This window comes from Streptomyces eurythermus, from assembly GCF_014649115.1.
Classification (GTDB): Bacteria; Actinomycetota; Actinomycetes; order Streptomycetales; family Streptomycetaceae; genus Streptomyces; species Streptomyces eurythermus.
Window position 1 is genome coordinate 194,060 of sequence record NZ_BMSK01000018.1, and the last position, 24,583, is coordinate 218,642.

At 70.7% G+C, this 24,583-nt stretch carries 19 protein-coding genes and 1 pseudogene; 15 read left to right on the top strand and 5 right to left on the bottom strand.

What is annotated here, in order from left to right; all coding sequences use genetic code 11:
* Positions 1 to 20: 20 nt before the first annotated feature.
* The 6 genes from IE251_RS30875 (at position 21) to IE251_RS30900 (ending at position 7,362) form a co-directional block, all read left to right on the top strand.
* Positions 21 to 1,181, top strand: coding sequence for a S8 family serine peptidase (locus IE251_RS30875; RefSeq protein WP_189756284.1), 1,161 nt, complete (start codon positions 21 to 23; stop codon positions 1,179 to 1,181).
* A gap of 119 nt (positions 1,182 to 1,300) precedes the next feature.
* Positions 1,301 to 1,642 (top strand): WXG100 family type VII secretion target, encoded by a 342-nt coding sequence (locus IE251_RS30880; RefSeq protein WP_189756285.1) that lies wholly within the window; start codon positions 1,301 to 1,303, stop codon positions 1,640 to 1,642.
* A 38-nt stretch (positions 1,643 to 1,680) separates the two neighbouring features.
* Complete coding sequence (locus IE251_RS30885) at positions 1,681 to 1,983, top strand: WXG100 family type VII secretion target (protein ID WP_030619120.1); 303 nt, start codon at positions 1,681 to 1,683, stop codon at positions 1,981 to 1,983.
* 101 nt (positions 1,984 to 2,084) lie between these two features.
* Positions 2,085 to 3,002, top strand: a complete 918-nt coding sequence (locus tag IE251_RS30890; protein WP_189756266.1) for a protein kinase family protein — start codon at positions 2,085 to 2,087, stop codon at positions 3,000 to 3,002.
* 8 nt (positions 3,003 to 3,010) lie between these two features.
* Positions 3,011 to 5,146: a protein kinase domain-containing protein gene (locus tag IE251_RS30895; RefSeq protein ID WP_229897011.1), complete on the top strand. Its 2,136-nt coding sequence runs from the start codon at positions 3,011 to 3,013 to the stop codon at positions 5,144 to 5,146.
* A gap of 110 nt (positions 5,147 to 5,256) precedes the next feature.
* Positions 5,257 to 7,362 (top strand): serine/threonine-protein kinase, encoded by a 2,106-nt coding sequence (locus IE251_RS30900; RefSeq protein ID WP_189756267.1) that lies wholly within the window; start codon positions 5,257 to 5,259, stop codon positions 7,360 to 7,362.
* A gap of 4 nt (positions 7,363 to 7,366) precedes the next feature.
* Here the strand turns inward: IE251_RS30900 and eccCa are convergent, their stop codons facing one another.
* Positions 7,367 to 11,332: a type VII secretion protein EccCa gene (gene eccCa / locus IE251_RS30905; RefSeq protein ID WP_189756268.1), complete on the bottom strand. Its 3,966-nt coding sequence runs from the start codon at positions 11,330 to 11,332 to the stop codon at positions 7,367 to 7,369.
* 396 nt (positions 11,333 to 11,728) lie between these two features.
* Between eccCa and eccD the strand changes: the two genes are divergently transcribed.
* A complete protein-coding gene (gene eccD / locus IE251_RS30910; protein ID WP_189756286.1) occupies positions 11,729 to 13,231 on the top strand; it encodes a type VII secretion integral membrane protein EccD in 1,503 nt (500 codons plus the stop codon).
* Between the two features lie 89 nt (positions 13,232 to 13,320).
* Here eccD and IE251_RS30915 read toward each other — a convergent pair whose 3' ends face one another.
* Positions 13,321 to 13,614: a DUF397 domain-containing protein gene (locus tag IE251_RS30915; RefSeq protein ID WP_030619136.1), complete on the bottom strand. Its 294-nt coding sequence runs from the start codon at positions 13,612 to 13,614 to the stop codon at positions 13,321 to 13,323.
* Positions 13,615 to 13,881: 267 nt separating this feature from the next.
* Here IE251_RS30915 and rpsO point away from each other — a divergent pair, with 267 nt between their 5' ends.
* The 5 genes from rpsO to IE251_RS30940 all read left to right on the top strand — a co-directional run bounded on the left by rpsO (position 13,882) and on the right by IE251_RS30940 (position 19,342).
* Positions 13,882 to 14,172, top strand: coding sequence for a 30S ribosomal protein S15 (gene rpsO, locus IE251_RS30920; RefSeq protein ID WP_030784803.1), 291 nt, complete (start codon positions 13,882 to 13,884; stop codon positions 14,170 to 14,172).
* A 329-nt stretch (positions 14,173 to 14,501) separates the two neighbouring features.
* Positions 14,502 to 16,721, top strand: a complete 2,220-nt coding sequence (locus IE251_RS30925; protein WP_189756269.1) for a polyribonucleotide nucleotidyltransferase — start codon at positions 14,502 to 14,504, stop codon at positions 16,719 to 16,721.
* Entirely contained in the window at positions 16,718 to 18,097 is a 1,380-nt protein-coding gene (locus IE251_RS30930; protein WP_189756270.1) for a M16 family metallopeptidase, read from the top strand. Before IE251_RS30925 ends, IE251_RS30930 begins: the two co-directional genes overlap by 4 nt.
* A 26-nt stretch (positions 18,098 to 18,123) precedes the next feature.
* Positions 18,124 to 18,876 (top strand): 4-hydroxy-tetrahydrodipicolinate reductase, encoded by a 753-nt coding sequence (gene dapB / locus IE251_RS30935; RefSeq protein WP_189756271.1) that lies wholly within the window; start codon positions 18,124 to 18,126, stop codon positions 18,874 to 18,876.
* Positions 18,877 to 18,889: 13 nt separating this feature from the next.
* The gene (locus tag IE251_RS30940) at positions 18,890 to 19,342 is read left to right on the top strand and encodes a tetratricopeptide repeat protein (protein ID WP_189756272.1); all 453 of its coding nucleotides are present in this window, start codon (positions 18,890 to 18,892) and stop codon (positions 19,340 to 19,342) included.
* A gap of 28 nt (positions 19,343 to 19,370) precedes the next feature.
* Here the strand turns inward: IE251_RS30940 and IE251_RS41310 are convergent.
* The 3 genes and pseudogenes from IE251_RS41310 to IE251_RS30950 form a co-directional block, all read right to left on the bottom strand.
* Positions 19,371 to 19,508 (bottom strand): annotated as a pseudogene (locus IE251_RS41310) (septation protein SepH); the annotation flags it as partial.
* Between the two features lie 46 nt (positions 19,509 to 19,554).
* Positions 19,555 to 20,109 (bottom strand): SCO5741 family PH domain-containing membrane protein, encoded by a 555-nt coding sequence (locus IE251_RS30945; protein WP_189756273.1) that lies wholly within the window; start codon positions 20,107 to 20,109, stop codon positions 19,555 to 19,557.
* Positions 20,110 to 20,199: 90 nt separating this feature from the next.
* Positions 20,200 to 20,436 (bottom strand): hypothetical protein, encoded by a 237-nt coding sequence (locus IE251_RS30950; protein WP_189756274.1) that lies wholly within the window; start codon positions 20,434 to 20,436, stop codon positions 20,200 to 20,202.
* Between the two features lie 188 nt (positions 20,437 to 20,624).
* Between IE251_RS30950 and thyX the strand changes: the two genes are divergently transcribed.
* The 3 genes from thyX to IE251_RS30965 all read left to right on the top strand — a co-directional run bounded on the left by thyX (position 20,625) and on the right by IE251_RS30965 (position 24,318).
* Positions 20,625 to 21,362: an FAD-dependent thymidylate synthase gene (thyX, locus tag IE251_RS30955; RefSeq protein ID WP_030784784.1), complete on the top strand. Its 738-nt coding sequence runs from the start codon at positions 20,625 to 20,627 to the stop codon at positions 21,360 to 21,362.
* Positions 21,363 to 21,573: 211 nt separating this feature from the next.
* Complete coding sequence (gene dapA / locus IE251_RS30960) at positions 21,574 to 22,473, top strand: 4-hydroxy-tetrahydrodipicolinate synthase (protein ID WP_030619160.1); 900 nt, start codon at positions 21,574 to 21,576, stop codon at positions 22,471 to 22,473.
* A gap of 159 nt (positions 22,474 to 22,632) precedes the next feature.
* Positions 22,633 to 24,318, top strand: a complete 1,686-nt coding sequence (locus IE251_RS30965) for a ribonuclease J (RefSeq protein ID WP_189756275.1) — start codon at positions 22,633 to 22,635, stop codon at positions 24,316 to 24,318.
* Positions 24,319 to 24,583: the final 265 nt, after the last annotated feature.

A 24,583-nucleotide genomic window follows, 5' to 3' on the forward strand; every position in this document is an offset into this window, starting at 1 on the left:
CGCTTGGAGCGCTTGTCGTGATGTCGGCGACGCTTGCTCCGGAAGCTGCCGCCGTCGATATCCGGTCCAAGGAGTGGTACCTGGACTTCATGGGTGCTGACGACATCTGGAAGATCAGCACGGGTAAGGGGGTGAAAGTCGCTGTGATCGACAGTGGGGTCAATCCGGCGACTCCCTCCCTCAAGGGGCAGGTACTCGTGGACGAAGTACCCAAGTCCGTTTCCTACCACGTCACCCATGACAAGGACGGGCACGGCACTTCCATGGCCGAGATCATCGCGGGCACGGGAGCCGGAGGCGGTATCAAGGGTCTTGCTCCGGACGCCAAAATCATTCCCTTTCGCATTGATGGTGGGGGACTGGTAGGCGAGGAAATCGCCAGGACACCCAGCGTCCCCAAAGCGATTCGGGCAGCCGCCGACAGTGATGCGAGAATCATCAACATGTCTTTCGGGGGCGGGGACGTCCACGATGGCACGGACACCGCTATTAAGTACGCGGTTTCAAAGGGGAAATTGCTTTTCGCTGCCATCGGTAACGACGGCGACAAGGGAAACATGCCTTCCTACCCGGCCAACTTCCCCGGCGTCATCGGCGTATCCGCCCTCGACAAGACCGGCACGGTCGCCAAGTTCTCCACGTACGGAAACTACGTGGATCTCTCGGCCCCGGGCCTGCACGTCCCTTCCTGGTGCGACGGTACGTTCACCGAGTACTGCGACACCCGGGGCACCAGCCCCGCCTCCGCCATCGCCTCCGCCTCCGCCGCGCTGATCTGGTCGGCTCACCCGGACTGGACGGCCAACCAGGTCCTGCGGTCCCTCGTCGACACGGCCGCCCGTGACTGGCCGAAGGACACGCCCAGCAAGTACCTCGGCTACGGCGGTGTCCGTCCTCGGCGGGTGTTGATCAACAAGAACATCGACCCCGGACCGCCCGACGTCGATCCGCTTGCCGCCGAGAACGGCACGTTGTCGGCGTCCCCGAGCCCCTCGGCCAAGACTCCGTCCGATAAGCCGAGCAAGGAGGCTGGTTCCTCCGGCGGTCCCACCTCCGCCGCCGCGAAGGACACCGATTCCGGCAGTGGCACCCAGACCTGGGTGATCATCGGCGCCGTAGCCGCCGTACTGGTCATCGGAGGCGCCGGTTTCGCCGTGCTGCGCGCACGCCGTAACGCCTGAGCGGTCTCCCGCATACCTGCTCATTCGCCGAGTGAGCAGAGACCCGCTTGCCATCAGTGCTGACGCCCGACACACGACTCAGCGCCCGGCAAGGTCAGTTCACACAGAAAGGCATGGAAATGGCGACGCAGCGCCAGAAGGTAAGTGACAAGGACATCATCGTCCTCGAAAAGGAGCTTCTGCACCGTTTCGAGGGCATCAAGGGCCAGCTGAAGGAACTGCAGGCCCTCATCGACAGCCTCGAGGGCAACTGGAAGGGCATCGGCGCCGGCGCGTTCAACGCCAAGCAGACCGAGATCAACGAGCGCATGGTCCGGATCGGCAACATCCTCGCCAAGTTCATCGAGGCCATGAGCACGACCCGGAAGATCAAGGACGGCACGGAGGACGAGGTCCGTTCGCAGGTCCAGAGCATCGACGTCAGCGTCGGCGGCTCGACTTCGGCCCTGTCCAGCTACTGATCCCCGCCAGGTCACCACTTCTCAGCAACGGAGCAATCATGGGCGTCAACAACAGCGGCGAGCTCGAAGTTTCCTACGGCAGCCTCGACGAGACCGCCACCCAGCTGGCCAACCACGCGCGGCGGCTCGAAGAGGGCCTTGAGGCCATCAAGCAGAAGGTCGCCGGCGTCGCCAGCATGTGGGAGGGCGAGGCCCACAACGCGTACACCGAGCAGCAGGCCGCCTGGGACCGCGAGGCCCAGGGCATCCACGAGGCCCTGGTCCAGATCGGCAAGGTCGTGCACGCGGCCGGCGGTGACTACCAGGGCGGCGACCGCAAGGCCGCCAGCTACTTCATGTAAGCCGGACCGCCACGGTACGGCAACGGGGTGGGCACGCACGGGAGGTGCCCACCCCCTGTCGCGCCCGACGGACCAGCGCGACGAAGGACACCGGGACGGGAATGCGTGCCACACAGGGCGCCGGGGAGGGCGCGGGCAGAGCCGCCGCGGCACGGCGGCGGGTGGGCCCCTACACCCTGATCACCGCCCTGGACGACCCCCGTGCGAAGGTGCCCGTCCCCGAGCGGCGGTACATCGCCCGCAGCACCGACGGCCTGCACACCGTCCTGCTGTCCCTCCCGCACCCCGGCGGCGACGCCCGACGCTTCCTCACCGAAGCCGAGGGCTCCCGTTATCTCCTCGGCCCCTGCGCCGCGCCCGCCACGGCCCTCGCCGCACCCGGTGAGGCGCCCTGGTACGTCCGCCCGTACCTGCCCGCCCTTCCGCTGCCGGCCGCCCTCGCCGTACACGGCGGTCCGCTGCCCGAGCGCACGGTACGCGTCCTGGGCGTGGCCCTCGCCGAGACCTTGGCCATCGTGCACGGACAGGGTCTGGCCTTCGCGGGCGTGTCACCCGCGGCCGTCCTGCTCGCCGCCGACGGCCCGCGCCTCACCTGCTTCGGCGCCGTACGCGCCGCCGCCCCGGACGGCACGCCCCGCTCCGGCCTGCCGGGCCTGGAGGCGGGCAGCCTGCCACCGGAGCAGGCGTCCGGCGGGCGCCCGCGCCCCCTGGGGGACGTGTACGCCCTCGGCGCGACGCTCGCCTACGCCGCCACGGGACACACGACGCCGGAACGCGACGAACTCCCGGCCGCGCTCCGCCCGGTTGTCGGCCGGTGCCTGGCCCGCGACCCCGGCGCCCAACCGCAACTGGCCGAGATCATCCGCGCGTTGGCCGGCGATCCCGCCGCCGACTCCGCCACCCTCCGTACCCCCGGCTGGCTTCCCGGCCGCGTGATCGCCGCCCTCGCACACCAGTCGGCGACGGTGCTCAGGGCGGAGATCCCAGCCGAGACCGCGCCCGTACCCCACCCGGACTGAAGACGGCCATGCCCTCCCCACTCACCCACGACGACCCCCGCGCGATCGGCCCCTATCGGCCCGTGGCCCGCCTCGGCAGCGGCGGTATGGGCACCGTCTACCTGGCCCGCAGCGCGGGCGGTCGTACCGTCGCGTTGAAGACGATGCACGCCCGCATCGCCTCCGACCCGGCCTTCCGCACCCGGTTCCGGCTGGAGATCGACGCGGCACGGGTCGTGGGGGAGCGGTACGGCGCGGGGGTCGTGGACGCGGACGTGCGGGCCGAGACACCGTGGCTGGCCACGGAGTACGTGCTCGGACCGCCCCTCGACGAGGCGGTGGAGCTGTGCGGCCCGCTGCCCGAGCGAACCGTACGGGCGCTCGGCGCGGCGCTGTGCGGCGCGCTCGGGCAACTGCACGCGTCCGACGTCGTACACCGGGACCTCAAGCCGTCCAATGTGCTCGTCACCGCCTACGGCCCGAAGGTCATCGACTTCGGCATCGCCCGCGCGGCCGGCGACGAGCGCCTCACCCGGGTGGGGGTCGCGGTCGGCACCCCCGCCTACATGTCACCGGAGCAGGCGAGCGGCCAGGAGCACCAGGCGGCGGGGGATGTGTTCGCGCTCGCCGGGCTGCTCGTCTTCGCGGTCACCGAGCACCCGCCCTTCGGCCATGGCCAGGCGGCCGACCTGCTCTACCGGGTGCGGTACACCGAGCCCGATCTGACCGGCGTACCTGACGCCCTGGTGCCCGTCCTCGCCCGCTGCCTGGACAAGAACGCCTACCGCCGGCCGACCACAGACTGGCTGGCGGCCCACTTGCACGACGGCACGGGCGAGTTCGCCGACCACCTGCCGGACACCCTCCTGGCCGACATAGGGCGCCGGGCGACCGAGGTCTGGCAGCTCACTCCCCGGCGGCTGCCGGCTCCGGCCGAGGAACCGGAGACGCCGCCCACCGCGGTGTCACGGGGCTGGTCGCGTCGGCGGTTGCTCCTCACCGGAGCGGGTGCGGCAGCCGGGTTGACGGGGGCCGGCGCGGGGGCGTGGGCCTTCACCCGGGACGCCGGAAGAGCGAGGCCCCAGCCCACCCCCGGGCCCCGCAACAGCCTGTTGCCGAGGAGGCGGCTGGACTCCCTGTGGCAGATCCAGATCGGCGAGCAGAGCCGCTTCGAGAGCTCCATGCCGTCACACCCGAGCCCCCTCGGGAACCTGGTGACGACGGTGGTGGGTGATGTGGCCGGTGTCGTGGCGCGGACCGGGCACCGGGCGTGGACGGTGCCGTACCTGGACATGGCCTGGCAGATCGCCTCCGACGGTACGCGTCTCGTCGCGATCGTCTCCTCCGACCACCCCGCCGCCGACCGCGGCTCCGCCGGCGGGCCCGCGCTGCTCCTCGCCTCCCTCGACCTCGTCAAGGGCGAGATGAACAAGCCGTTCGCCCGCCTGTCCGACTTCAACGGGGACCTCTTCCCGGACCAACTGGTGTGCACCGCCGACGGCGTCGCCTATGTGGCGGCCGGCCGCGGACGGTACGTCCACAACACGTTCTCGGCCGAGCAGACCTGGTATCTGCTCGCCGTCGACATCGGCACCGGCAAGCCGTTGTGGCACACACCACTGCCCGCACGTCGTCCGGGCACCGAGCGGTTCTACTTCCTCGCCGCCGCCGTGGTGGGAGGCCATCTGGTGGCACTCCAGGAGGCCGACGACGGCACCGTGCACGCGGTCGTACGCGACACCCGCGACGGTGCCGTCCGCTGGGACCACCCGCTCGACGGCGTCAGGGCGGATCGCGTACGTCTGCCGCTGACCACCGACGAACAGCACCTGTACGTGGGAACCGGCCGGCTGCGGGCTCTCAGGCTTCGCGACGGCAAGGTGGCCTGGGACTCGAAGACCACGCGCCCAGGACGCACCTACGGGCCACCGGCCGTGAAGGACGGCACCCTGTACGCGGTGGAGAAGGGACTCGGGCTGGTCGCCCTCGACCCCGCGAGCGGTCGTGTCCGATGGGAGGAGAAGGGTGGCGGGGGGCGCCGAGGCGGACGTGAACTGCGCACCCGTGATCGGCACCGACTACGCGTACAGCAAGCGCGGGTCCAAGCTCTGGACGATCGCGCTCTCCTCCCGCACTCCGGCACAGGCGTACGAGACCACCGGTGACCGTTTCATCGCCCATGAGACCTCCAACGTGGTCATCGCCCAGGGCGGTGGTTTCCTGGCGGCTTTCCCGTTGCGATGAGCCGTCCGGTCAGAAGAGAGAGCGATCAGCGATGAGACCCCTGGAGACCGGCGACCCGATCCGCCTCGGCCCGTACCGGCTGCTCGGTGTGCTGGGCGAGGGCGGCATGGGCAAGGTGTATGTCGGGCAGGACCACGCCGGTACGGTCGCCGCCGTGAAGGTGCTCCGCCCGGAAATGGCCCACGACACCGACCTCGCCCAGCGCTTCCTGCGCGAGGCACTGGCGGCGCAGGCGGTCCGGAGCCCCGGTGTCGCGGCGGTGCTGGCGGCACAGCGGGAGGGCGGACGGCCATGGATCGCCACCGAATTCCTCGCCGGCCCCACACTGGACCAGATCGTGGACCGGCACGGCCCGCTGGACGACGCACGGCTCCGCGCCCTGGCCGTGTCGATCGCCCGCACCCTGCGCGACATCCACGCGAGCGGCTTCGTCCATCGCGACCTCAAGCCGCCGAACATCGTGCTCACCTCGGCCGGCCCCCGCGTCATCGACTTCGGCATCGCCCGCCCCGAACACGGGCTCACCCTGACCACCACCGGTCAGATCCCGGTCACACCGGGGTACGGCGCCCCAGAGCAGGTACTGGGCCGCCGCGTCACCCCCGCGGCCGATGTCTTCTCGCTCGGTGCCCTCCTGGTCTACGCGGCCACCGGGCACCGGGCGTTCCAGGGCACGAACGTGGCCACCGTCCAGTACGCGGTCGTCCACGGCGAGCCGGACTGGCGGGGCGTCAGTCCCGAGCAGCACGCGCTGATCGCACCCTGCCTCGCCAAGGACGCGGCCGCCCGGCCCACTCCGGAACAGATCGCCACCGCCTTCCGGGGACCGAAGAAGGCCGCGGCGGTGTGGAAGCGCGGACCCGTGGCGGACGCCGTCAAGGAGCGGGAGCGCGAGATAAGGGACCTCTCCGCACCGCTGCTGACGACGCGAGCGGCGGCGGGTCACTCCAGGCGGCGCCTGCTCACCCGGGTCGCCGCCGGCGGGGCCGTGCTCGCGGCCGCCGGAACCGGGGCGGGCTGGTGGCTGCTTCGCGGGAGCGGAAGCGACAAGCGCGATGACGACTTGTTCACTTACCCTCCCGCTGCGCGGACGCCGACGGCACGTCTGCTCTCCGCCGACGAGGGTGACTACATCATCGGGGGGTCGCCCAAAGCCTTGTGGAAGACGATCGGTGCGACCAGCGCCATGGCACCGGCGCCGCTGCCGATACGGGACGTCGTCATAGTCGGCCATCCCGTCACCGGCGTGGTGGCCTACAACGTCGTGGACGGCAAGCGCCGCTGGAGCGCGCCGACGATGCAGATGACGTGCCGCTACCTGTCGCTGTCCGATCGCCTGCTCGTGGCCGCCGACGACCACGGCACCCTGCACACCTTCCTCCCGTCGACCGGAGAGCCCAAGTGGACCGCCAGGGCCGACACCGAGATGTTGCTGACCGCGGACGCGGAAGCGATCTACCTGTTGACGAAGGACCAGCGACTGCGGGCCGTAGGCCGCTTCGACGCCCGGATCCGCTGGACCGTGCCCGTACCGGGGGATTTCCGCGACAAGCTCCTTCCCCGGTCCGTGGCCCATAGAGGACGGCTGGTCGTCACCACGAGCACGGGCCACGCCATGGCCGTCAGCACGCGGAACGGCCGTACCGAGTGGACCGCCCGCGACCTGGCGAGGGACCGGGCCCTTTTCGCGGCGGTCCGGGACGGCGTCGTCTATCTCAACGGCAGGGAACTCTCGGCCCGCAGGATCTCGGACGGCCGGAAACTGTGGTCCCGCACGGAGCGGCATTACTACGACGACGAGAACTACGAGTGGTCCAGGCCTTGCGTCGACGGCGACCGGCTCTACACCAGCTTCTGTGACGATCAAGCCTTCCCGCACGCATATGGCCTCCCCGAGGGCAAGGAACAGTGGCTCGCCAACATGGCTCTGAGCAGCAACGACCATCCGATCCTCTTGCAGGGGAAGGGCGTCTGGCTGCTGGACGGCACCACCGTGCGGACCGTGAGCAAGGAGTCGTCGGACGAGGAATGGACCTATGAGGTGGAGGGGGGCAAGGACGACGTGGCCTTCGCGGCCCACGGCAACCGGGTCTTCGTGAAGACCGCCGTCGCCCTCTATGCCCTCCCGGTCTTCTGAGGCCTCAGTACTCCACTTCCACCAACCCCGTCTGAACCAGCGGCTTGCCCCGTTTGCGGGAGACGAAGACGCCGCGGCCCGGTGGCATCGGGCGGTGGCGGACGCCGCCGAGGATGTCGCCCTCGGCCGGGTCGCCGGCCAGGATCAGGCCCTGGGCGCCGAGTTCCTTCATGCGCTGCATGAACGGCTCGTACGAGGCCCGGCCCGCGCCCGCGGAGGAGCGGGCGATGATGAAGCGGACGCCGACGTCGCGGGCGAACGGCAGCATCTCGGTCAGTCCGCTGAGCGGGTTGCCGCTGGAGGTGGAGACCAGGTCGTAGTCGTCGATGACGACGAACACCTGCGGCCCCCGCCACCAGCTGCGGTCCCGCAGCTGCTGCGGCGTGACGTCCGCCGTCGGCGTGCGGCGCTGCATCAGGTCGGCCAGCGCCGCCATGTGGTGGTCCATCTGGCTGGACATGGGGATGTACTCCGCCAGGTGGGAGGCGGGGGTGACGTCCAGCAGGGCGCGGCGGTTGTCGACCACGAAGAACTTCGCCTCGTCGCCGCCGTACCGCAGCGACAGCTGCCGGATCAGCAGCCGCAGCAGGTTGGACTTGCCGGACTCGCTCTCGCCGAAGATCAGGAAGAACGGGTCCTGGTCGAAGTCCACGAACACCGGCTCCAGGTTCTCCTCGTCCAGCGCGAACGCTACGCCCCGCCGCGGGAACCGGTCGCCCGGAGGCAGCTCGGCCGCGTCGAGCCGGCGCGGCAGCAGCCGTACCTTGGGCGCGCCCGGCGCCTGCCAGTGCCGTCCGACCTCGGTGGTCAGCGCGGCCGTGGCCTCGGCCAGGTCCGTGTCGGAGGTGAGGCCGTCGATCCGCGGCACCGCCGCCATGAAGTGCAGCTTCTGCGGGGACAGACCACGGCCGGGGACGCCCGCGGGCACGTTCGCCGCCACCTTGCGGTCGATCTCCGAGTCCATGACATCGCCCAGGCGCAGCTCCAGGCGGTTCATCAGATGGTCCTTGAGGTTGGCGCGGACCTCCATCGAGCGGGACGCCGTGATGACGAGGTGGATGCCGTAGCCGAGGCCGCGCGCGGCGATGTCCAGGACCGCCGGCTCCAGGCCCTCGTAGTCCGTACGGAAGTTGCCCCAGCCGTCGATGACCAGGAACACGTCACCCCAGGGCTGGTCGGTGACCGAGATGTCGCCCCGGGCGCGCCGCGCGCGGTAGTCGGCGATCGAGGCGATGCCGGCCGTGCGGAAGTACTCCTCGCGGCGGGTCAGGACGCCGTACACCTCGGAGACCGTACGGCGCACCCGCTCCGGGTCCAGGCGGGAGGCGATGCCGCCGACGTGCGGCAGGCCGTCCACCGCGGCCATACCGCCGCCACCGAAGTCGAGGCCGTAGAACTGCACCTCGTGCGGGGTGTGGGTGAGCGCGAAGGCGCAGATCAGGGTGCGCAGCAGGGTGGACTTGCCGGACTGCGGGCCGCCGATGATCTGCATGTGGCCGGCCGCGCCCGAGAAGTCCAGCATGAGGCGGTCGCGGCGCTGCTCGTACGGCTTGTCGACCAGGCCGGCCGGGACCACCAGTCGGCCCGCGCCCTCGTAGTTCGGCTGGGTCAGGCCGCGGCCCGGCACCGCCGCCAGGCCGGGCAGCAGGGAGTCCAGCGCGGGCGGGCTCTCCAGCGGCGGCAGCCACACCTGGTGGGCCGCCGGGCCCTGCGCCTCCAGCCGGCGCACGATCACGTCGAGGACGGTGTCGGCCAGCGCCTCGTCCACCTCGGGCTCGGACTCGGTGCGCTGCTGCGGGATCGCGGTGTACTGCACCGGCACCTCGGTGGCCGTGAACAGCACCGGGCGGCGGTCCACCGGGAGCCGCCCGCCGGACAGGTCCGTCCGCCGGCCCCCGGAGCGGTACACGCCCGAGACGTAGGCGGCCTTGAACCGGACCATCTCGTCCGTGCCGTACTTCAGGAAGCCGGAGCCGGGGACGTTCGGCAGCTCGTAGGCGTCGGGGACGCCGAGCGCGGCGCGGGACTCGGCCGCGGAGAAGGTGCGCAGACCGATCCGGTACGACAGGTAGGTCTCCAGGCCGCGCAGCCGGCCCTCCTCCAGGCGCTGTGAGGCCAGCAGCAGGTGCACGCCCAGCGAACGGCCGATGCGGCCGATCTGCACGAACATCTCGATGAAGTCCGGTTTGGCGGTCAGCAGCTCGCTGAACTCGTCGATCACCAGCACCAGGGACGGGATCGGCTGGAGCGGGGCGCCGGCCGCGCGGGCCTTCTCGTAGTCGTGGATGTTGGCGTAGTTGCCCGCGTCGCGCAGCAGCTCCTGACGGCGGTTCAGCTCGCCGCGGATGGAGTCGCCCATGCGGTCGACCAGGGTCAGGTCGTCCGCGAGGTTGGTGATGACCGCCGCCACGTGCGGCATCTGCGCCATGCCGGCGAAGGTCGCGCCGCCCTTGAAGTCGGCGAGGACGAAGTTCAGCGTCTCCGAGGAGTGGGTGACCGCGAGACCGAGCACCAGGGTGCGCAGCAGCTCCGACTTGCCGGAACCGGTCGCGCCGACGCACAGGCCGTGCGGGCCCATGCCCTCCTGCGCGGCCTCCTTCAGGTCCAGCATCACGGGCCGGCCGTCCTCGCCGAGACCGATCGGCACCCGCAGGCGTTCGGCGAGCGCGCGCGGGCGCCAGGTCCGCTTGGTGTCGACGGAGGCCGCGTCGCCGAGGCCCAGCAGGTCGGTGAACTCCAGGTTGGCGAGCAGCGGCTCGTCGTCGTCGCCGCCGGAGGCCATGCGCAGCGGCGCCAGCTGCCGGGCCAGCGCCTCGGCGGACTCGTACGACAGTGCGTCCGGGCTGCCCTCGTACACCTCGCCGTGCCCGGACTCCAGGCGCAGCAGGCCGGGCTGGACGACGATGGAAAGGTCACCGCCCGCCGTGGTCAGCTCGCCCGGCACCACCTCCAGGACCGTGACGCCCTGCAGGCCCTCCGGGTTCGCGAGGACCGAGTCCGGCAGCAGGGACAGGTCGTCCAGGACGAGCACGATGTGCGGCTCGTCCAGCAGCGGCGCGGCGGCGGGGTGGAAACGCGGCCGACCGGCCAGCCGCGTGGCCAGCAGGTCCTCCAGCTCGCGCGGGTCGGAGCCGATCAGCCGGCGGGAACCCGCGCCGTCCACCGCGCCGGGCGCCTGGGCGTGCGGCAGCCACTTCGCCCAGTCCCAGTGCGCCAGTGCCTCCCGGCCCGCGGCCACCGCGATGACCAGGTCCTGCGGGGAGTGCAGCGAGGCCAGCGAGCCGACCAGGGCGCGGGCCGAGGCCCGTACGGACTGCGCCTCGCCGCTGACCGTGACGTGGTAGAAGGCGCGCAGCGACACCGCCATGGGCAGGTCGCCTACGGTGCCGTGCGCGGCGAGGAAGCGCTGCATCGCGCCCGCGGTCAGCGGCTCCAGCTGCTCGACCGGCCCCGTCTCGGGGGCGATGAGCGGGGTGGCCAGCGGCTGCGCGCCCAGCCCGATGCGGACGTGCGCGAAGTCCTCGTCGCCGGGCCGCCGCTCCCACACCCGGCTGCCCTCGGCGACCAGCGCCCACAGCTGCTCGGGGGAGGGGTGCAGGTAGTACTGCGCGTCCCGCTGCTTGCGCGCCGTTGCCACGGCGGACCTGCGGGTCTGCGACAGATAGCTGAGGTAGTCGCGGCGCATGTCGGCCAGCTGGCCCTGTGAGCCGCGGCGGAAGCGGACCACCATCGCGATGGACATGGCCACCGTCGAGGCGATCATGATCATGCCCATGATCTTCATGAACGGCTGGCCGTTCGTGAAGAAGAAGACCACCGAGCCACCCATGCCCAGTGTGGGCAGGAGCTGCATCAGCACGCTCTCCTGATGCCCCCGCGGCAATTCGGGCGGTGGCTGGACAACGACCACTTCCGTGGGCACTTCGGACGGAAGCGCCCTAGGGGGGCGCTTGACGACAATCTGGCTCACCGCTCACCAATTCCCTTGCCCGACCCAGGCTTTCCGCCCGCCGCCCCGTGTCCGGCGAGCGCAGGCCGCCGCGTGATCCTACTGAGTTCACGCGGGGCGGGTGGGCGGTAGGGTGCCGGATGTTCGCGTGAGCACACGCCGAGCAGGGCGGACATACCGGAACGAACTCCTCGAGGAAGAGGCGGAAAGACCCCGGAATCCCGCCCTGCGGCACCCGGGTCGCCGCGCACCGGGCAAACCGGCACGGGACCTTCACGACACAGCCGCACCACCACCACCGAGCACGACACAGCACCAGTACCAGCACCAGCACTGACCACGACACAGCGCCAGCACCACCGCTGAGCACGACACAGACGCATCACCACCACCACTGAGGGGGAGCAGCAGGTGAGCATGACGGCCGCCGCCACCGGCGGACCCGGGACGGGAGCCCCTTCCGGGTCCGGCACCGGACTCGGCTTCTGCCGGGTCACCATCGTCGCGCCGGACAGCCGTATCGACGTGGCCCTGCCCGACGACGTCCCGGTCGCCGACCTCTACCCGGAGATCCTCCGGCTGTCCCAGCAGAGCCCCGCGGCCGGCGCCCCGGTCGGCTACCACCTCGTCCGCACCGACGGCACCGTGCTGGACAGCGCCCGGTCCTTCGCCGCCCAGCGCATCCTCGACGGCGAACTGCTCACCCTGCGCCCGTTCGCCGAGTCCCTGCCGCCGGCCGTCTTCGACGACGTCGCCGAGGCCGTGGCCTCCTCCGTCACCAAGCAGCACAAGCTGTGGAGCGGCGACCTCACCCGGGCCGCCGGGCTCGCCGGCGGCGGTGTGCTGCCCGCGCTGCTCGCGTTCGTCGCCTGGACCGCCGACCCGCGCCACGACATGCACGGCCTGGCCGGCATCCTGGCCGCCGTCACGGGCGTCCTCCTGGTCGTGCTCTCCGCCGTCCGCGCCCGCGTCTACGACGACCGTGGCTCGGCCGTCGCCCTCGGCCTCGGCGCGCTGCCCAACATCGGCGTCGCCGGCAGCGGACTGCTGCCGCTGAGCGCCGGCGAGGGCATCGGCAGACTCCAGTTCCTGCTGGCGTGCGCGGCCGTCCTCGTCGCCGCCCTCGTCCTCGCCCTGTGCTCACCCCATGGCGACGGCCCCTTCGTCGCCTTCGTCTTCGCCTCCGCGGTCGCCTTGGTCGCCGTCTTTATCGCGACCCTCACCGACTGGGCCCCCCGGGAGACCGCCGCCCTGTGCGCCCCGGTCGCCGTCTGCGCCCTCGCCTTCCTGCCCGGCATGTCCATGCGGTTCGCCCGGCTGCCGATCGGCTTCGAGAACCCCAGCGGCGGCGGCGCCCCCCGCCCCGCCTACGGCAACGAGCCCGCCGCCCAGGAACCGGTGGACACCGAGCGCATCGAGGCACAGGCGCGGCGCGGCCACGAACTCCTCGTCGGCATGGTCGGCGGCTGTGCGCTGCTCGCCGTCGGCGCCGCGGCCGTGCTCGGCTTCTCCGACGACGTCTGGGCCCAACTGCTCGCCCTCGCCACCGGCATCGCCATGCTGATGCGCGCCGGCATGTTCCGCTACACCGCCCAGGTCGCCCCCGTGCTCGCCGCCGGCCTCACCTGCCTGGTCCTGCTCGGCCTCGGCCTCGCCCTCAACCCGCCGCAGCACATCATGCGCGCCGCGCTGGCCGGCGACCGCACCGACCTCGACATCCGCACCATCTGGCTGATCGCGGCCATCGCCCTGGCCACGGCCCTGGTGACGGCTCTCGGCCTGATCCTGCCGCGCGGCGGTCTGACCCCCTTCTGGGGCCGCTTCCTGGAGATCTGCGAGGGCTTCGTCCTGCTCACCCTGATCCCGCTCGCCCTGGCCGTCTTCGACGTGTACGCCAAGGCCCGCGCCATGACCAGCTGACGGGATCGGCCGAGAGGACCGGCTGACGGGACCAGGACGCGGAAAGGGGCGGCACGCGCGCGTGCCGCCCCTTTCTCACACCGTGCCGCTCACTGCACGTCCAGGCCCCCGTTGTGCGCCATCGGCTTCAGATCGAACTCCCCGTCGCGCGCCCCGAGCACGAACGCGGTCCACTCCGCCTCCGTGTAGCGCAGCACGGTGTCCGGGTCGAGGGAGGACCGCATCGCCACCGCGCCACCGGGCAGGTACGCGATCTCCACCCGCTCCTCGTGCTCCTCCGTACCCGGCGCGCAGTGCCACTCCACGCCCGAGATGTCGAGCGCGTACAGCTCGTCCCGCTCGCGCTCCTTGCGCGCCTTCATCTCCGCTTCCGTTTCCGCCATCTGCGGCGACCCCTTCCCGAGGTAGGTACGATCCCGGGGCTCACCCTAGTGGCGCGCGCCACCGCGCCGACGGCGTTCGCCGGCCGGGCGTAAGCCGCCCGCCATCGCCTGGTACCCTGAGTGACGGCCGTTTGTGTACGCACCCCCGGAACCGTCCGTGTTCTGGAGGCCGCGCCCAGCGGATCCCCGCCTCCCGAGTAACGGAAGCTCCCCCGAGATGTAGACCGGGGGCACTCGGTGGCCACTCACACACCATGAGGAGTACGCGTGTCGCTCGACGCCGCTACGAAGAAGCAGATCATCGCCGAGTTCGGTACCAAGGAGGGTGACACCGGCTCCCCCGAGGTCCAGGTCGCTCTGCTCTCCCGTCGGATCTCCGACCTGACGGAGCACCTCAAGACCCACAAGCACGACCACCACTCCCGCCGTGGCCTGCTGATCCTGGTCGGTCAGCGCCGCCGGCTGCTGCAGTACCTGGCGAAGAAGGACATCCAGCGCTTCCGTGCGCTGGTCGACCGCCTCGGCATCCGCCGCGGTGCGGCGGGCGGCGCCAAGTAAGTCGCCATGAGGGGAGCGGTTCCCGACGCCTCGGGGACCGCTCCCTTTGCCGTATGCGGGGCTGAGCCGCGCACACGGTGACCACGGTGGTACACGTGGAAACGTGCGGAGTGTCACTCACGCTTTGTAGTGTGGTAGCACAACGCACCGCGTAGAAGACAGAACGAGGAGAAGCGCACCCAGTCGCCGCCGGTCCTCGGTAGTGGCCCCCGGGGAGAAGCCCCGGGTGCTTCGATCGAAGACCGGCCCGCACCGCACGGAGCGCCTCTCCACACGCCGTCCCCCTGCCACACGGGCAGGCACAGGACGAAGACGAGGAGAAAACGCTAGTGGAGAACGAGACCCACTACGCCGAAGCCGTCATCGACAACGGCCCCTTCGGCACCCGCACCATCCGCTTCGAGACGGGCCGCCTGGCCAAGCAGGCCGCCGGCTCCGCCGTGGCGTACCTGGACGACGACACCATGGTGCTGTCGGCCACCACCGCTTCCAAGAACCCCAAGGACCAGCTCGACTTCTTCCCGCTCACGGTGGACGTCGAGGAGCGGATGTACGCCGCCGGCAAGATCCCCGGCAGCTTCTTCCGCCGTGAGGGCCGGCCCTCCGAGGACGCCATCCTCACCTGCCGCCTCATCGACCGCCCGCTGCGCCCGTCCTTCAAGAAGGGCCTGCGCAACGAGATCCAGGTTGTCGCCACGATCATGGCCCTCAACCCCGACCACCTGTACGACGTCGTGGCGATCAACGCCGCGTCCGCGTCCACGCAGCTGGCCGGCCTGCCCTTCTCCGGCCCGATCGGCGGCGTCCGCGTCGCGCTGATCAGCGGCCAGTGGGTTGCCTTCCCGACCCACACCGAGCTGGAGGACGCCGTCTTCGACATGGTCGTCGCCGGCCGTGTCCTGGAGGACGGCGATGTCGCGATCATGATGGTCGAGGCCGAGGCCACCGAGAAGACCATCAAGCTGGTCGAGGGCGGCGCCGAGGCGCCGACCGAGGAGGTCGTCGCCGCCGGTCTGGAGGCCGCCAAGCCCTTCATCAAGGTGCTGTGCCGCGCCCAGGCCGACCTCGCCGCCAAGGCCGCGAAGCCGACCGCCGAGTTCCCGATCTTCCTGGACTACCAGGACGACGTGTTCGAGGCCCTGACCGCGGCCGTCCGCCCCGAGCTGGCCCAGGCGCTCACCATCGCCGGCAAGCAGGAGCGCGAGTCCGAGCTGGACCGCGTCAAGGCGCTCGCCGCCGAGAAGCTCCTGCCGGAGTTCGAGGGCCGCGAGAAGGAGATCTCCGCCGCGTACCGCTCGCTCACCAAGCAGCTGGTCCGCGAGCGCGTGATCAAGGAGAAGAAGCGCATCGACGGCCGCGGTGTCACCGACATCCGCACCCTGGCCGCCGAGGTCGAGGCCATCCCGCGGGTGCACGGCTCCGCGGTGTTCGAGCGTGGCGAGACCCAGATCCTGGGCGTCACCACCCTCAACATGCTCCGCATGGAGCAGCAGCTGGACACCCTCTCCCCGGTGACCCGCAAGCGCTACATGCACAACTACAACTTCCCGCCGTACTCCACCGGTGAGACCGGCCGCGTCGGCTCCCCCAAGCGCCGCGAGATCGGCCACGGCGCCCTCGCCGAGCGCGCCCTCGTCCCGGTCCTGCCGACCCGCGAGGAGTTCCCCTACGCGATCCGCCAGGTCTCCGAGGCGCTGAGCTCCAACGGCTCGACGTCCATGGGCTCGGTCTGCGCCTCCACCATGTCGCTGCTGAACGCCGGTGTGCCGCTCAAGGCCCCGGTCGCCGGTATCGCCATGGGCCTGATCTCCCAGGAGATCGACGGCGAGACGCACTACGTCACCCTCACCGACATCCTCGGTGCGGAGGACGCCTTCGGCGACATGGACTTCAAGGTCGCCGGCACCAAGGAGTTCGTCACCGCCCTCCAGCTCGACACCAAGCTGGACGGCATCCCGGCCTCCGTCCTGGCCGCGGCCCTCAAGCAGGCCCGCGACGCGCGTCTCCACATCCTCGACGTGATGATGGAGGCCATCGACCGGCCCGACGAGATGAGCCCGCACGCCCCGCGGATCATCACCGTCAAGATCCCGGTCGACAAGATCGGCGAGGTCATCGGCCCCAAGGGCAAGATGATCAACCAGATCCAGGAGGACACGGGCGCCGAGATCACCATCGAGGACGACGGCACCATCTACATCGGTGCCGCCGACGGTCCCTCGGCGGAGGCCGCCCGTGCCACGATCAACGGCATCGCCAACCCGACGATGCCCGAGGTCGGCGAGCGCTACCTGGGCACGGTCGTCAAGACGACCACCTTCGGCGCGTTCGTCTCCCTGCTGCCCGGCAAGGACGGTCTGCTGCACATCTCGCAGATCCGCAAGCTCGCCGGCGGCAAGCGCGTGGAGAACGTCGAGGACGTCCTCGGCGTGGGCCAGAAGGTCCAGGTCGAGATCGCCGAGATCGACTCCCGCGGCAAGCTCTCCCTCATCCCGGTGATCGAGGGCGAGGAAGGCGACGAGAACGCGAAGGACGACGCCGAGCAGTGACGTCCCGTAGCTCCAAGGCGACGGCCCGCCCCTCTTCGGAGGCGCGGGCCGTCGCCCGTACCCAAACCCTCATCCAGGGCGCGGGCGGCATCGGCACGGTCCGCAAGACCACCCTCCCGGGCGGCCTGCGCATCGTCACCGAGACGCTGCCCTCGGTCCGCTCCGCGACCTTCGGCATCTGGGCCCACGTCGGCTCCCGTGACGAGACCCGGTCCCTGAACGGCGCCACCCACTACCTGGAGCACCTGCTCTTCAAGGGCACGGCCCGCCGCAGCGCGCTCGACATCTCCGCCGCGCTCGACGCGGTCGGCGGCGAGATGAACGCGTTCACGGCCAAGGAGTACACGTGCTACTACGCGCGCGTGCTCGACACCGACCTGCCGCTGGCCATCGACGTGGTCTGCGACATGCTGACCGGCTCGCTGATCCTCGAGGAGGACGTCGACGTCGAACGCGGCGCGATCCTCGAAGAGATCGCCATGACCGAGGACGACCCCGGCGACTGCGTGCACGACCTGTTCGCGCACACCATGTTCGGCGACAACGCCCTCGGCCGCCCGGTCCTCGGTACGGTCGACACGGTCAACGCCCTCACCGCCGACCGCATCCGCCGCTTCTACAAGAAGCACTACGACCCGACCCACCTCGTGGTCGCCTGCGCGGGCAACATCGACCACGCCAAGGTCGTCCGCCAGGTCCGCGCGGCCTTCGAGAAGGCCGGCGCCCTGAAGAACCCGGAGGCGAAGCCCATCGCCCCGCGCGACGGCCGCCGTACGATCCGCACCTCCGGCAAGGTCGAGCTGCTCGGCCGCAAGACCGAGCAGGCGCACATCGTCCTCGGCATGCCCGGCCTCGCCCGCTCCGACGACCGCCGCTGGGCCATGGGCGTGCTCAACACCGCCCTCGGCGGCGGCATGTCCTCCCGCCTCTTCCAGGAGGTCCGGGAGAAGCGCGGCCTCGCCTACAGCGTGTACTCGTACACCTCCGGCTTCGCCGACTGCGGCCTGTTCGGCGTCTACGCCGGCTGCCGGCCCAGCCAGGTCCACGACGTGCTGCGGATCTGCCGCGACGAACTCGACCAGGTCGCGCGGAACGGCCTGTCGGACGACGAGATCGCCCGCGCCATCGGCCAGCTGCGGGGCTCCACCGTCCTCGGCCTGGAGGACACCGGCGCGCTGATGAACCGCATCGGCAAGAGCGAGCTGTGCTGGGGCGAGCAGATGTCCGTGGACGACATGCTGGCGAAGATAGCCGCGGTCACCCCGGACGAGGTCCGTTCGGTCGCCCGCGACATCCTGGGACAGCGTCCGTCGCTGTCGGTCATCGGCCCGCTCAAGGACAAGCAGGCCGCCCGGCTGCACGACGCGGTCGCCTGAAACACCACCGGTTAGGAAGCAGGAACATGAGCAAGCTGCGCGTGGCGGTCCTCGGTGCCAAGGGCCGGATCGGATCCGAGGCGGTCAAGGCGGTCGAGGCCGCCGAGGACATGGAACTGGTCGCCGCCCTCGGCCGGGGCGACAAGCTGGAGACCCTGGCCGAGACCGGCGCCCAGGTCGCGGTCGAGCTGACCACCCCGGCCTCGGTCATGGGCAATCTCGACTTCTGCGTGCGCCACGGCATCCACGCGGTCGTCGGGACCACCGGCTGGACCGACGAGCGCCTCGCGCAGCTGAAGGGCTGGCTCGACCGGTCCCCGGAGACCGGCGTGCTCATCGCGCCGAACTTCTCCATCGGGGCCGTGCTCACGATGAGGTTCGCGCAGCTCGCCGCGCCCTACTTCGAGTCGGTCGAGGTGGTCGAGCTGCACCACCCGAACAAGGTGGACGCCCCCTCCGGCACCGCCACGCGCACCGCCCAGCTCATCGCCGAGGCCCGCCGGGCGGCCGGCACGGCCCCGGCACCGGACGCCACCGCCACCGCCCTCGACGGCGCCCGGGGTGCCAGCGTCGACGGCATCCCCGTGCACGCCGTACGGCTGCGCGGCCTGCTCGCCCACCAGGAGGTGCTGCTCGGCGGCGAGGGGGAGACCCTGACCGTCCGGCACGACTCGCTGCACCACAGCAGCTTCATGCCGGGCATCCTGCTCGGCGCCCGCCGCGTGGTGACCACTCCGGGCCTCACCTTCGGCCTGGAACACTTCCTGGACCTGAGCTGAGCCCGAACACGTCATGCGCGCGAAGATCACCTACCTCGTCACGGCCGCCGTCCTGGTCTTCTACTTCGTCCTGGTCGGCAGCCGAGGCGTGATGCTCATCCAGGCCGGCTCGCTGATCACCGTCACCTTCGGCGTGGCGGTGCTGATCCTGCCGGTCATCGGCCTGTGGTTCCTGTGGAAGAACACCGAGTTCGTCCGCAAGGCCAACCAGCTGGCCGCCGAACTGGAGGCCGAGGGCGGCCTGCCGGTGGACGAGCTGAAACGCCTGCCCAGCGGCCGGATCGACCGTGACTCGGCCGACGAGGTCTTCGCCAGGCGCAAGGCCGAGACGGAGGCGTCCCCCGGCGACTGGCGCTGCTGGTTCCGCCTCGCCGTCGCCTACCACGACGCCCGCGACACCCCGCGGGCCCGCAAGGCGATGCAGAGGGCCATCGCCCTGCACGACGGAAAGCCCGTACGGGCCTGACACCGGCCCTGCGCCGCCCGGCCGGCTCGGCGCGGCGGCCGGGGCGGACGCCGTCGGCCTCGGCCTGGCGGCCGGTCGCGCCGACGAGCCGGTCACGGTGGCTGCCGACGGAGCGCGGCACGAGGACGTCCGCGTAGGCGCAGCCGGCCGAGGCGGCGGGCGCCGACGCGCCCGCCCACCGAACCGCCCCGGGCCTTCGAGCCTCGGGGCGGTCAGCCGCGCCCGCACTCCGCCGCCCACGCCTCCACCGTGTCCGCCGCCCGGTCGAAGGCCATCGGCCGGCCCAGGAAGTCCAGGGTGTGCGTGGTCAGCAGCGGCGGGGTGTCGTCCGGCGGCAGATCCGTGCGGACGAGGGCCAGCGCCTGCCCCTGCACCGTGCGCGGCAGCCCCAGCCAGCGCACCGGCCGCTGCACCGTCCGCACCGACACCACCCGCTCCCACGGCAGCGTCCGCGTCCGCAGGAAGCCGGTCCGGCGCAGCCCGCGCCGGCTCACCCACACCCCCATGCGCAGCAGCCGCAGCGCGCTCGCGATGATCAGCAGGCCCACGACGAGCACCGCCGTCGCGCTGGGCACCGAGCCGGTCAGCGCGGTGAGCACCGTGCCGAACAGCATGAACGAGGCGAGCAGCAGCCACAGCGCGGCCATGCCCACCCGCCAGGGCCCGGGCCGGTAGGGGCGCCGCCAGCGGTCCGGGTCGTCATGGGGCAGCGCGCTCTCGGCTGCCGTCTCGAAGCTGCGGTCGGCCGTCAGAAAGGGCAGGGGCACGGCTGGTCCTCACTCGGTCCTCGCGGGGGCTGTGCCCGGTGAGGCTATCCGGCCGGGTGTGCGCCCACCAGCCGTGCGCGTCCGGAAGGGTCAGCGCCCCTGGGACGCCTGGGACTGCTGAGCCGGTGCGTCGGACGGCGTGGAGAGCGCCGGCATGCCGGCTATCAGGGCCCCCACGATCCCGGCGACGAGGGTGAGGCCCAGCAGCCAGCGCCCGGCCAGCTCACCGAACGAGGCCCGCTGACGGGGCGGGGGAGTCACATTGCTGCGGAACCTGTCCGCCTCGGCCAGGAAGGCGAAGGGTACGGGTTCGCGCCGACTGAACATGGCGGCTGCCGCTCCTTTCGGGGATCGAAGATCGAATGGGCACGCTTCACCGGTAAAGACGTTCGAGTGACACAAAAGGTGCCCCATGTCCGGAAAAAATCGCAGCGAAGGTCACTTTCGTTCGCGGCCGGGTGCCCCCGTACAGTGGGCGCGAACCTCAAGCAGCAGTGGGAAGGACCTGTCCAACCGTGACCCGCACCCCGGATGAGCCGAAGATCGACCTGCGCAGTGACGTCACCGTCGAACTGGTCAAGCACAGCGCGACGGATTCCGACGTGCTCTTCGCTGCCCGTGTGTCGACCATCGGGGAGCAGTCCCTGGACGAGCTGAACAAGGACCCCGAGCGCTCCAAGGGCCTGATCAACTACCTGATGCGCGACCGGCACGGCAGCCCGTTCGAGCACAACTCGATGACGTTCTTCATCAGCGCCCCGATCTTCGTCTTCCGCGAGTTCATGCGGCACCGCGTCGGCTGGTCGTACAACGAGGAGTCGGGCCGCTACCGCGAGCTCCAGCCGGTCTTCTACGTCCCCGACACCGGCCGCAAGCTGGTCCAGGAGGGCCGGCCGGGCAAGTACGTCTTCGTGGAGGGGACCGAGGAGCAGCACGCCCTCGCCGGACAGGCCATGGAGGACTCCTACCGCCAGGCCTACGCCGCCTACCAGGAGATGCTCGCCCAGGGCATCGCCCGCGAGGTCGCCCGCTCGGTCCTCCCCGTCGGCCTCTACTCCTCGATGTACGCCACCTGCAACGCGCGCTCCCTGATGCACTTCCTCGGCCTGCGCACCCAGCACGAGCTGGCCAAGGTGCCCTCCTTCCCGCAGCGGGAGATCGAGATGGTCGGCGAGAAGATGGAGGCGGAGTGGGCGAAGCTCATGCCGTTGACGTACGCCGCCTTCAACGCGAACGGACGTGTGGCCCCGTAACGAAGCCTTGTTCCCGCACCGGGAACGGGCGTACGGATCAGCCTGGCGAAGTGTCCGTATTGCGGCATTTAGAGAAGTTCATCTAGCCTGATCAAACGGACCCGGCACTGCTTGAACCCCCGAGCAGGCAGTGCCGGGCTCCATCTTTGTCCTGACTTTCCCGACACCCCGCGAGCAGACCCCGCAGCGCGCACCGAGTAGCGTGTTACCCATGGCTCCGACCTCGACTCCGCAGACCCCCTTCGGGCGGGTCCTCACCGCCATGGTCACGCCTTTCACGGCGGACGGCGCACTCGACCTCGACGGCGCGCAGCGGCTCGCCGCCCACCTGGTGGACGCAGGCAACGACGGCCTGATCGTCAACGGCACCACCGGCGAGTCCCCGACCACCAGCGACGCGGAGAAATCGGACCTGGTACGAGCCGTCCTGGAGGCCGTCGGCGACCGCGCCCACGTCGTCGCCGGCGTCGGGACCAACGACACCCACCACAGCGTCGAGCTGGCCCGCGAGGCCGAGCGCGTCGGCGCCCACGGGCTGCTGGTCGTCACGCCGTACTACAACAAGCCCCCGCAGGAGGGCCTGTACCGGCACTTCACGACCGTCGCCGACGCCACCGGCCTGCCGGTCATGCTCTACGACATCCCCGGCCGCAGCGGTGTCCCGATCAACACCGAGACCCTGGTCCGGCTCGCGGAGCACCCCCGGATCGTCGCCAACAAGGACGCCAAGGGCGACCTCGGCCGCGCCAGCTGGGCCATCGCACGCTCCGGCCTCGCCTGGTACTCCGGCGACGACATGCTGAACCTGCCGCTGCTCTCGGTCGGCGCGGTCGGCTTCGTCTCGGTCGTCGGCCACCTGGTCACCCCCGACCTGCGCGCCCTGGTGGACGCGTTCGTCTCCGGTGACGTCGTCAAGGCCACCGAGATCCACCAGAAGCTGCTCCCGGTCTACACCGGCATGTTCCGCACCCAGGGCGTCATGACCACCAAGGCCGCCCTCGCGCTCCAGGGCCTGCCCGCCGGACCGCTGCGCTCGCCCATGGTCGAGTGCTCCGCCGAGGAGATCGCCCAGCTCAAGATCGATCTTGCTGCCGGCGGGGTACAGCTCTGAATAAAGACTTGGCACCACAGCACGGGCTTCACAACTGAATCGACAACCGCAGACGCGGGCCACCGGTGCCCGCACCCCACACAACAACTGCTTCTGCACGAACGTCACGCGCGCCACGTGCCCGACCGGTACGTGGCGCGTGTGGTTGAGGAGAGTCTTTTGAGTCATCCGCATCCTGAACTGGGCCCGCCCCCGCCGCTCCCCGAAGGCGGCCTGCGGGTCACCCCGCTCGGCGGCCTCGGCGAAATCGGCCGGAACATGACCGTGTTCGAGTACGGCGGCCGCCTGCTGATCGTCGACTGCGGAGTGCTCTTCCCCGAGGAGGAGCAGCCCGGAATCGACCTGATCCTGCCGGACTTCTCGTCCATCAGGGACCGCCTCGACGACATCGAGGGCATCGTCCTCACCCACGGTCACGAGGACCACATCGGCGGTGTCCCGTTCCTGCTCCGCGAGAAGCCGGACATCCCGCTGATCGGCTCCAAGCTCACGCTCGCCCTGATCGAGGCGAAGCTCCAGGAGCACCGGATCCGTCCGTACACCCTGGAGGTGGCGGAGGGGGACCGGGAGCGCGTCGGCCCCTTCGACTGCGAGTTCGTCGCCGTCAACCACTCCATCCCGGACGCCCTGGCCGTCGCCATCCGCACCCCCGCCGGCATGGTGGTGCACACCGGCGACTTCAAGATGGACCAGCTCCCGCTGGACAACCGCCTCACCGACCTGCACGCGTTCGCACGGCTGAGCGAAGAGGGCATCGACCTCCTCCTCAGTGACTCCACGAACGCCGAGGTCCCGGGCTTCACCCCGCACGAGCGCGACATCTCCAACGTCCTGCGGCAGGTCTTCGCCGGCGCCCGCAAGCGGATCATCGTGGCGAGTTTCGCCAGCCATGTCCACCGCATCCAGCAGATTCTGGACGCGGCGCACGAGTACGGCCGCCGGGTCGCCTTCGTCGGCCGCTCCATGGTCCGCAACATGGGCATCGCCCGCGACCTCGGCTATCTGAAGGTCCCGGCGGGCCTGGTCGTCGACGTCCGGGCGCTGGACGACCTGCCCGACGACGAGGTGGTCCTGGTCTGCACGGGTTCCCAGGGCGAACCGATGGCGGCCCTGTCCCGCATGGCCAACCGCGACCACCAGATCCGCATCGTGGAGGGTGACACGGTCATCCTCGCCTCCTCGCTGATCCCGGGGAACGAGAACGCGGTCTACCGCGTGATCAACGGCCTGACCCGCTGGGGCGCCAACGTCGTCCACAAGGGCAACGCCAAGGTGCATGTCTCCGGCCACGCGTCCGCGGGCGAGCTGCTGTACTTCTACAACATCTGCCGCCCGAGAAACCTGATGCCGGTCCACGGCGAATGGCGCCACCTGCGGGCCAACGCCGAGCTGGGCGCCCTGACCGGCGTCCCGCACGACCGGATCGTCATCGCCGAGGACGGCGTGGCGGTCGACCTGGTCGGGGGCAAGGCCAAGATCTCCGGCAAGGTCCAGGCCGGTTACGTCTACGTCGACGGCCTGTCGGTCGGCGATGTCGGCGAGCCGGCGCTGAAGGACCGCAAGATCCTCGGCGACGAGGGCATCATCTCGGTCTTCGTCGTCATCGACGCCTCCACCGGCAAGATCACCGGGGGCCCGCACATCCAGGCCCGTGGCTCCGGCATCGAGGACTCGGCGTTCGCCGACGTCCTCCCGAAGATCACGGACTCCCTGGAGCGGTCCGCCCAGGACGGCGTGGTGGAGCCCCACCAGCTCCAGCAGCTGGTCCGCCGGACCCTCGGCAAGTGGGTCTCGGACACCTACCGCCGCAGGCCGATGATCCTCCCCGTGGTCGTGGAGGTCTGACGCCCCGTCGGCACCTGACCTGGAGCGGGGCGCCTCGATTTGCATCGAGGCGCCCCGCTCCAGTACGTTTACGGCTCCGCCCACCCGGGAACCCCAGCACTTCACGTGCCGGACATGGTTGCCCGGAGCGGGTGGGAAAACCGGCTCAGAACTTCTGATAAAGTCGGAACCGCCGGAAAGGGAAACGCGAGAGCGGGAACCTGGAAAGCACCGAGGAAATCGGATCGAGAAAAGATCTGATAGAGTCGGAAACGCAAGACCGAAG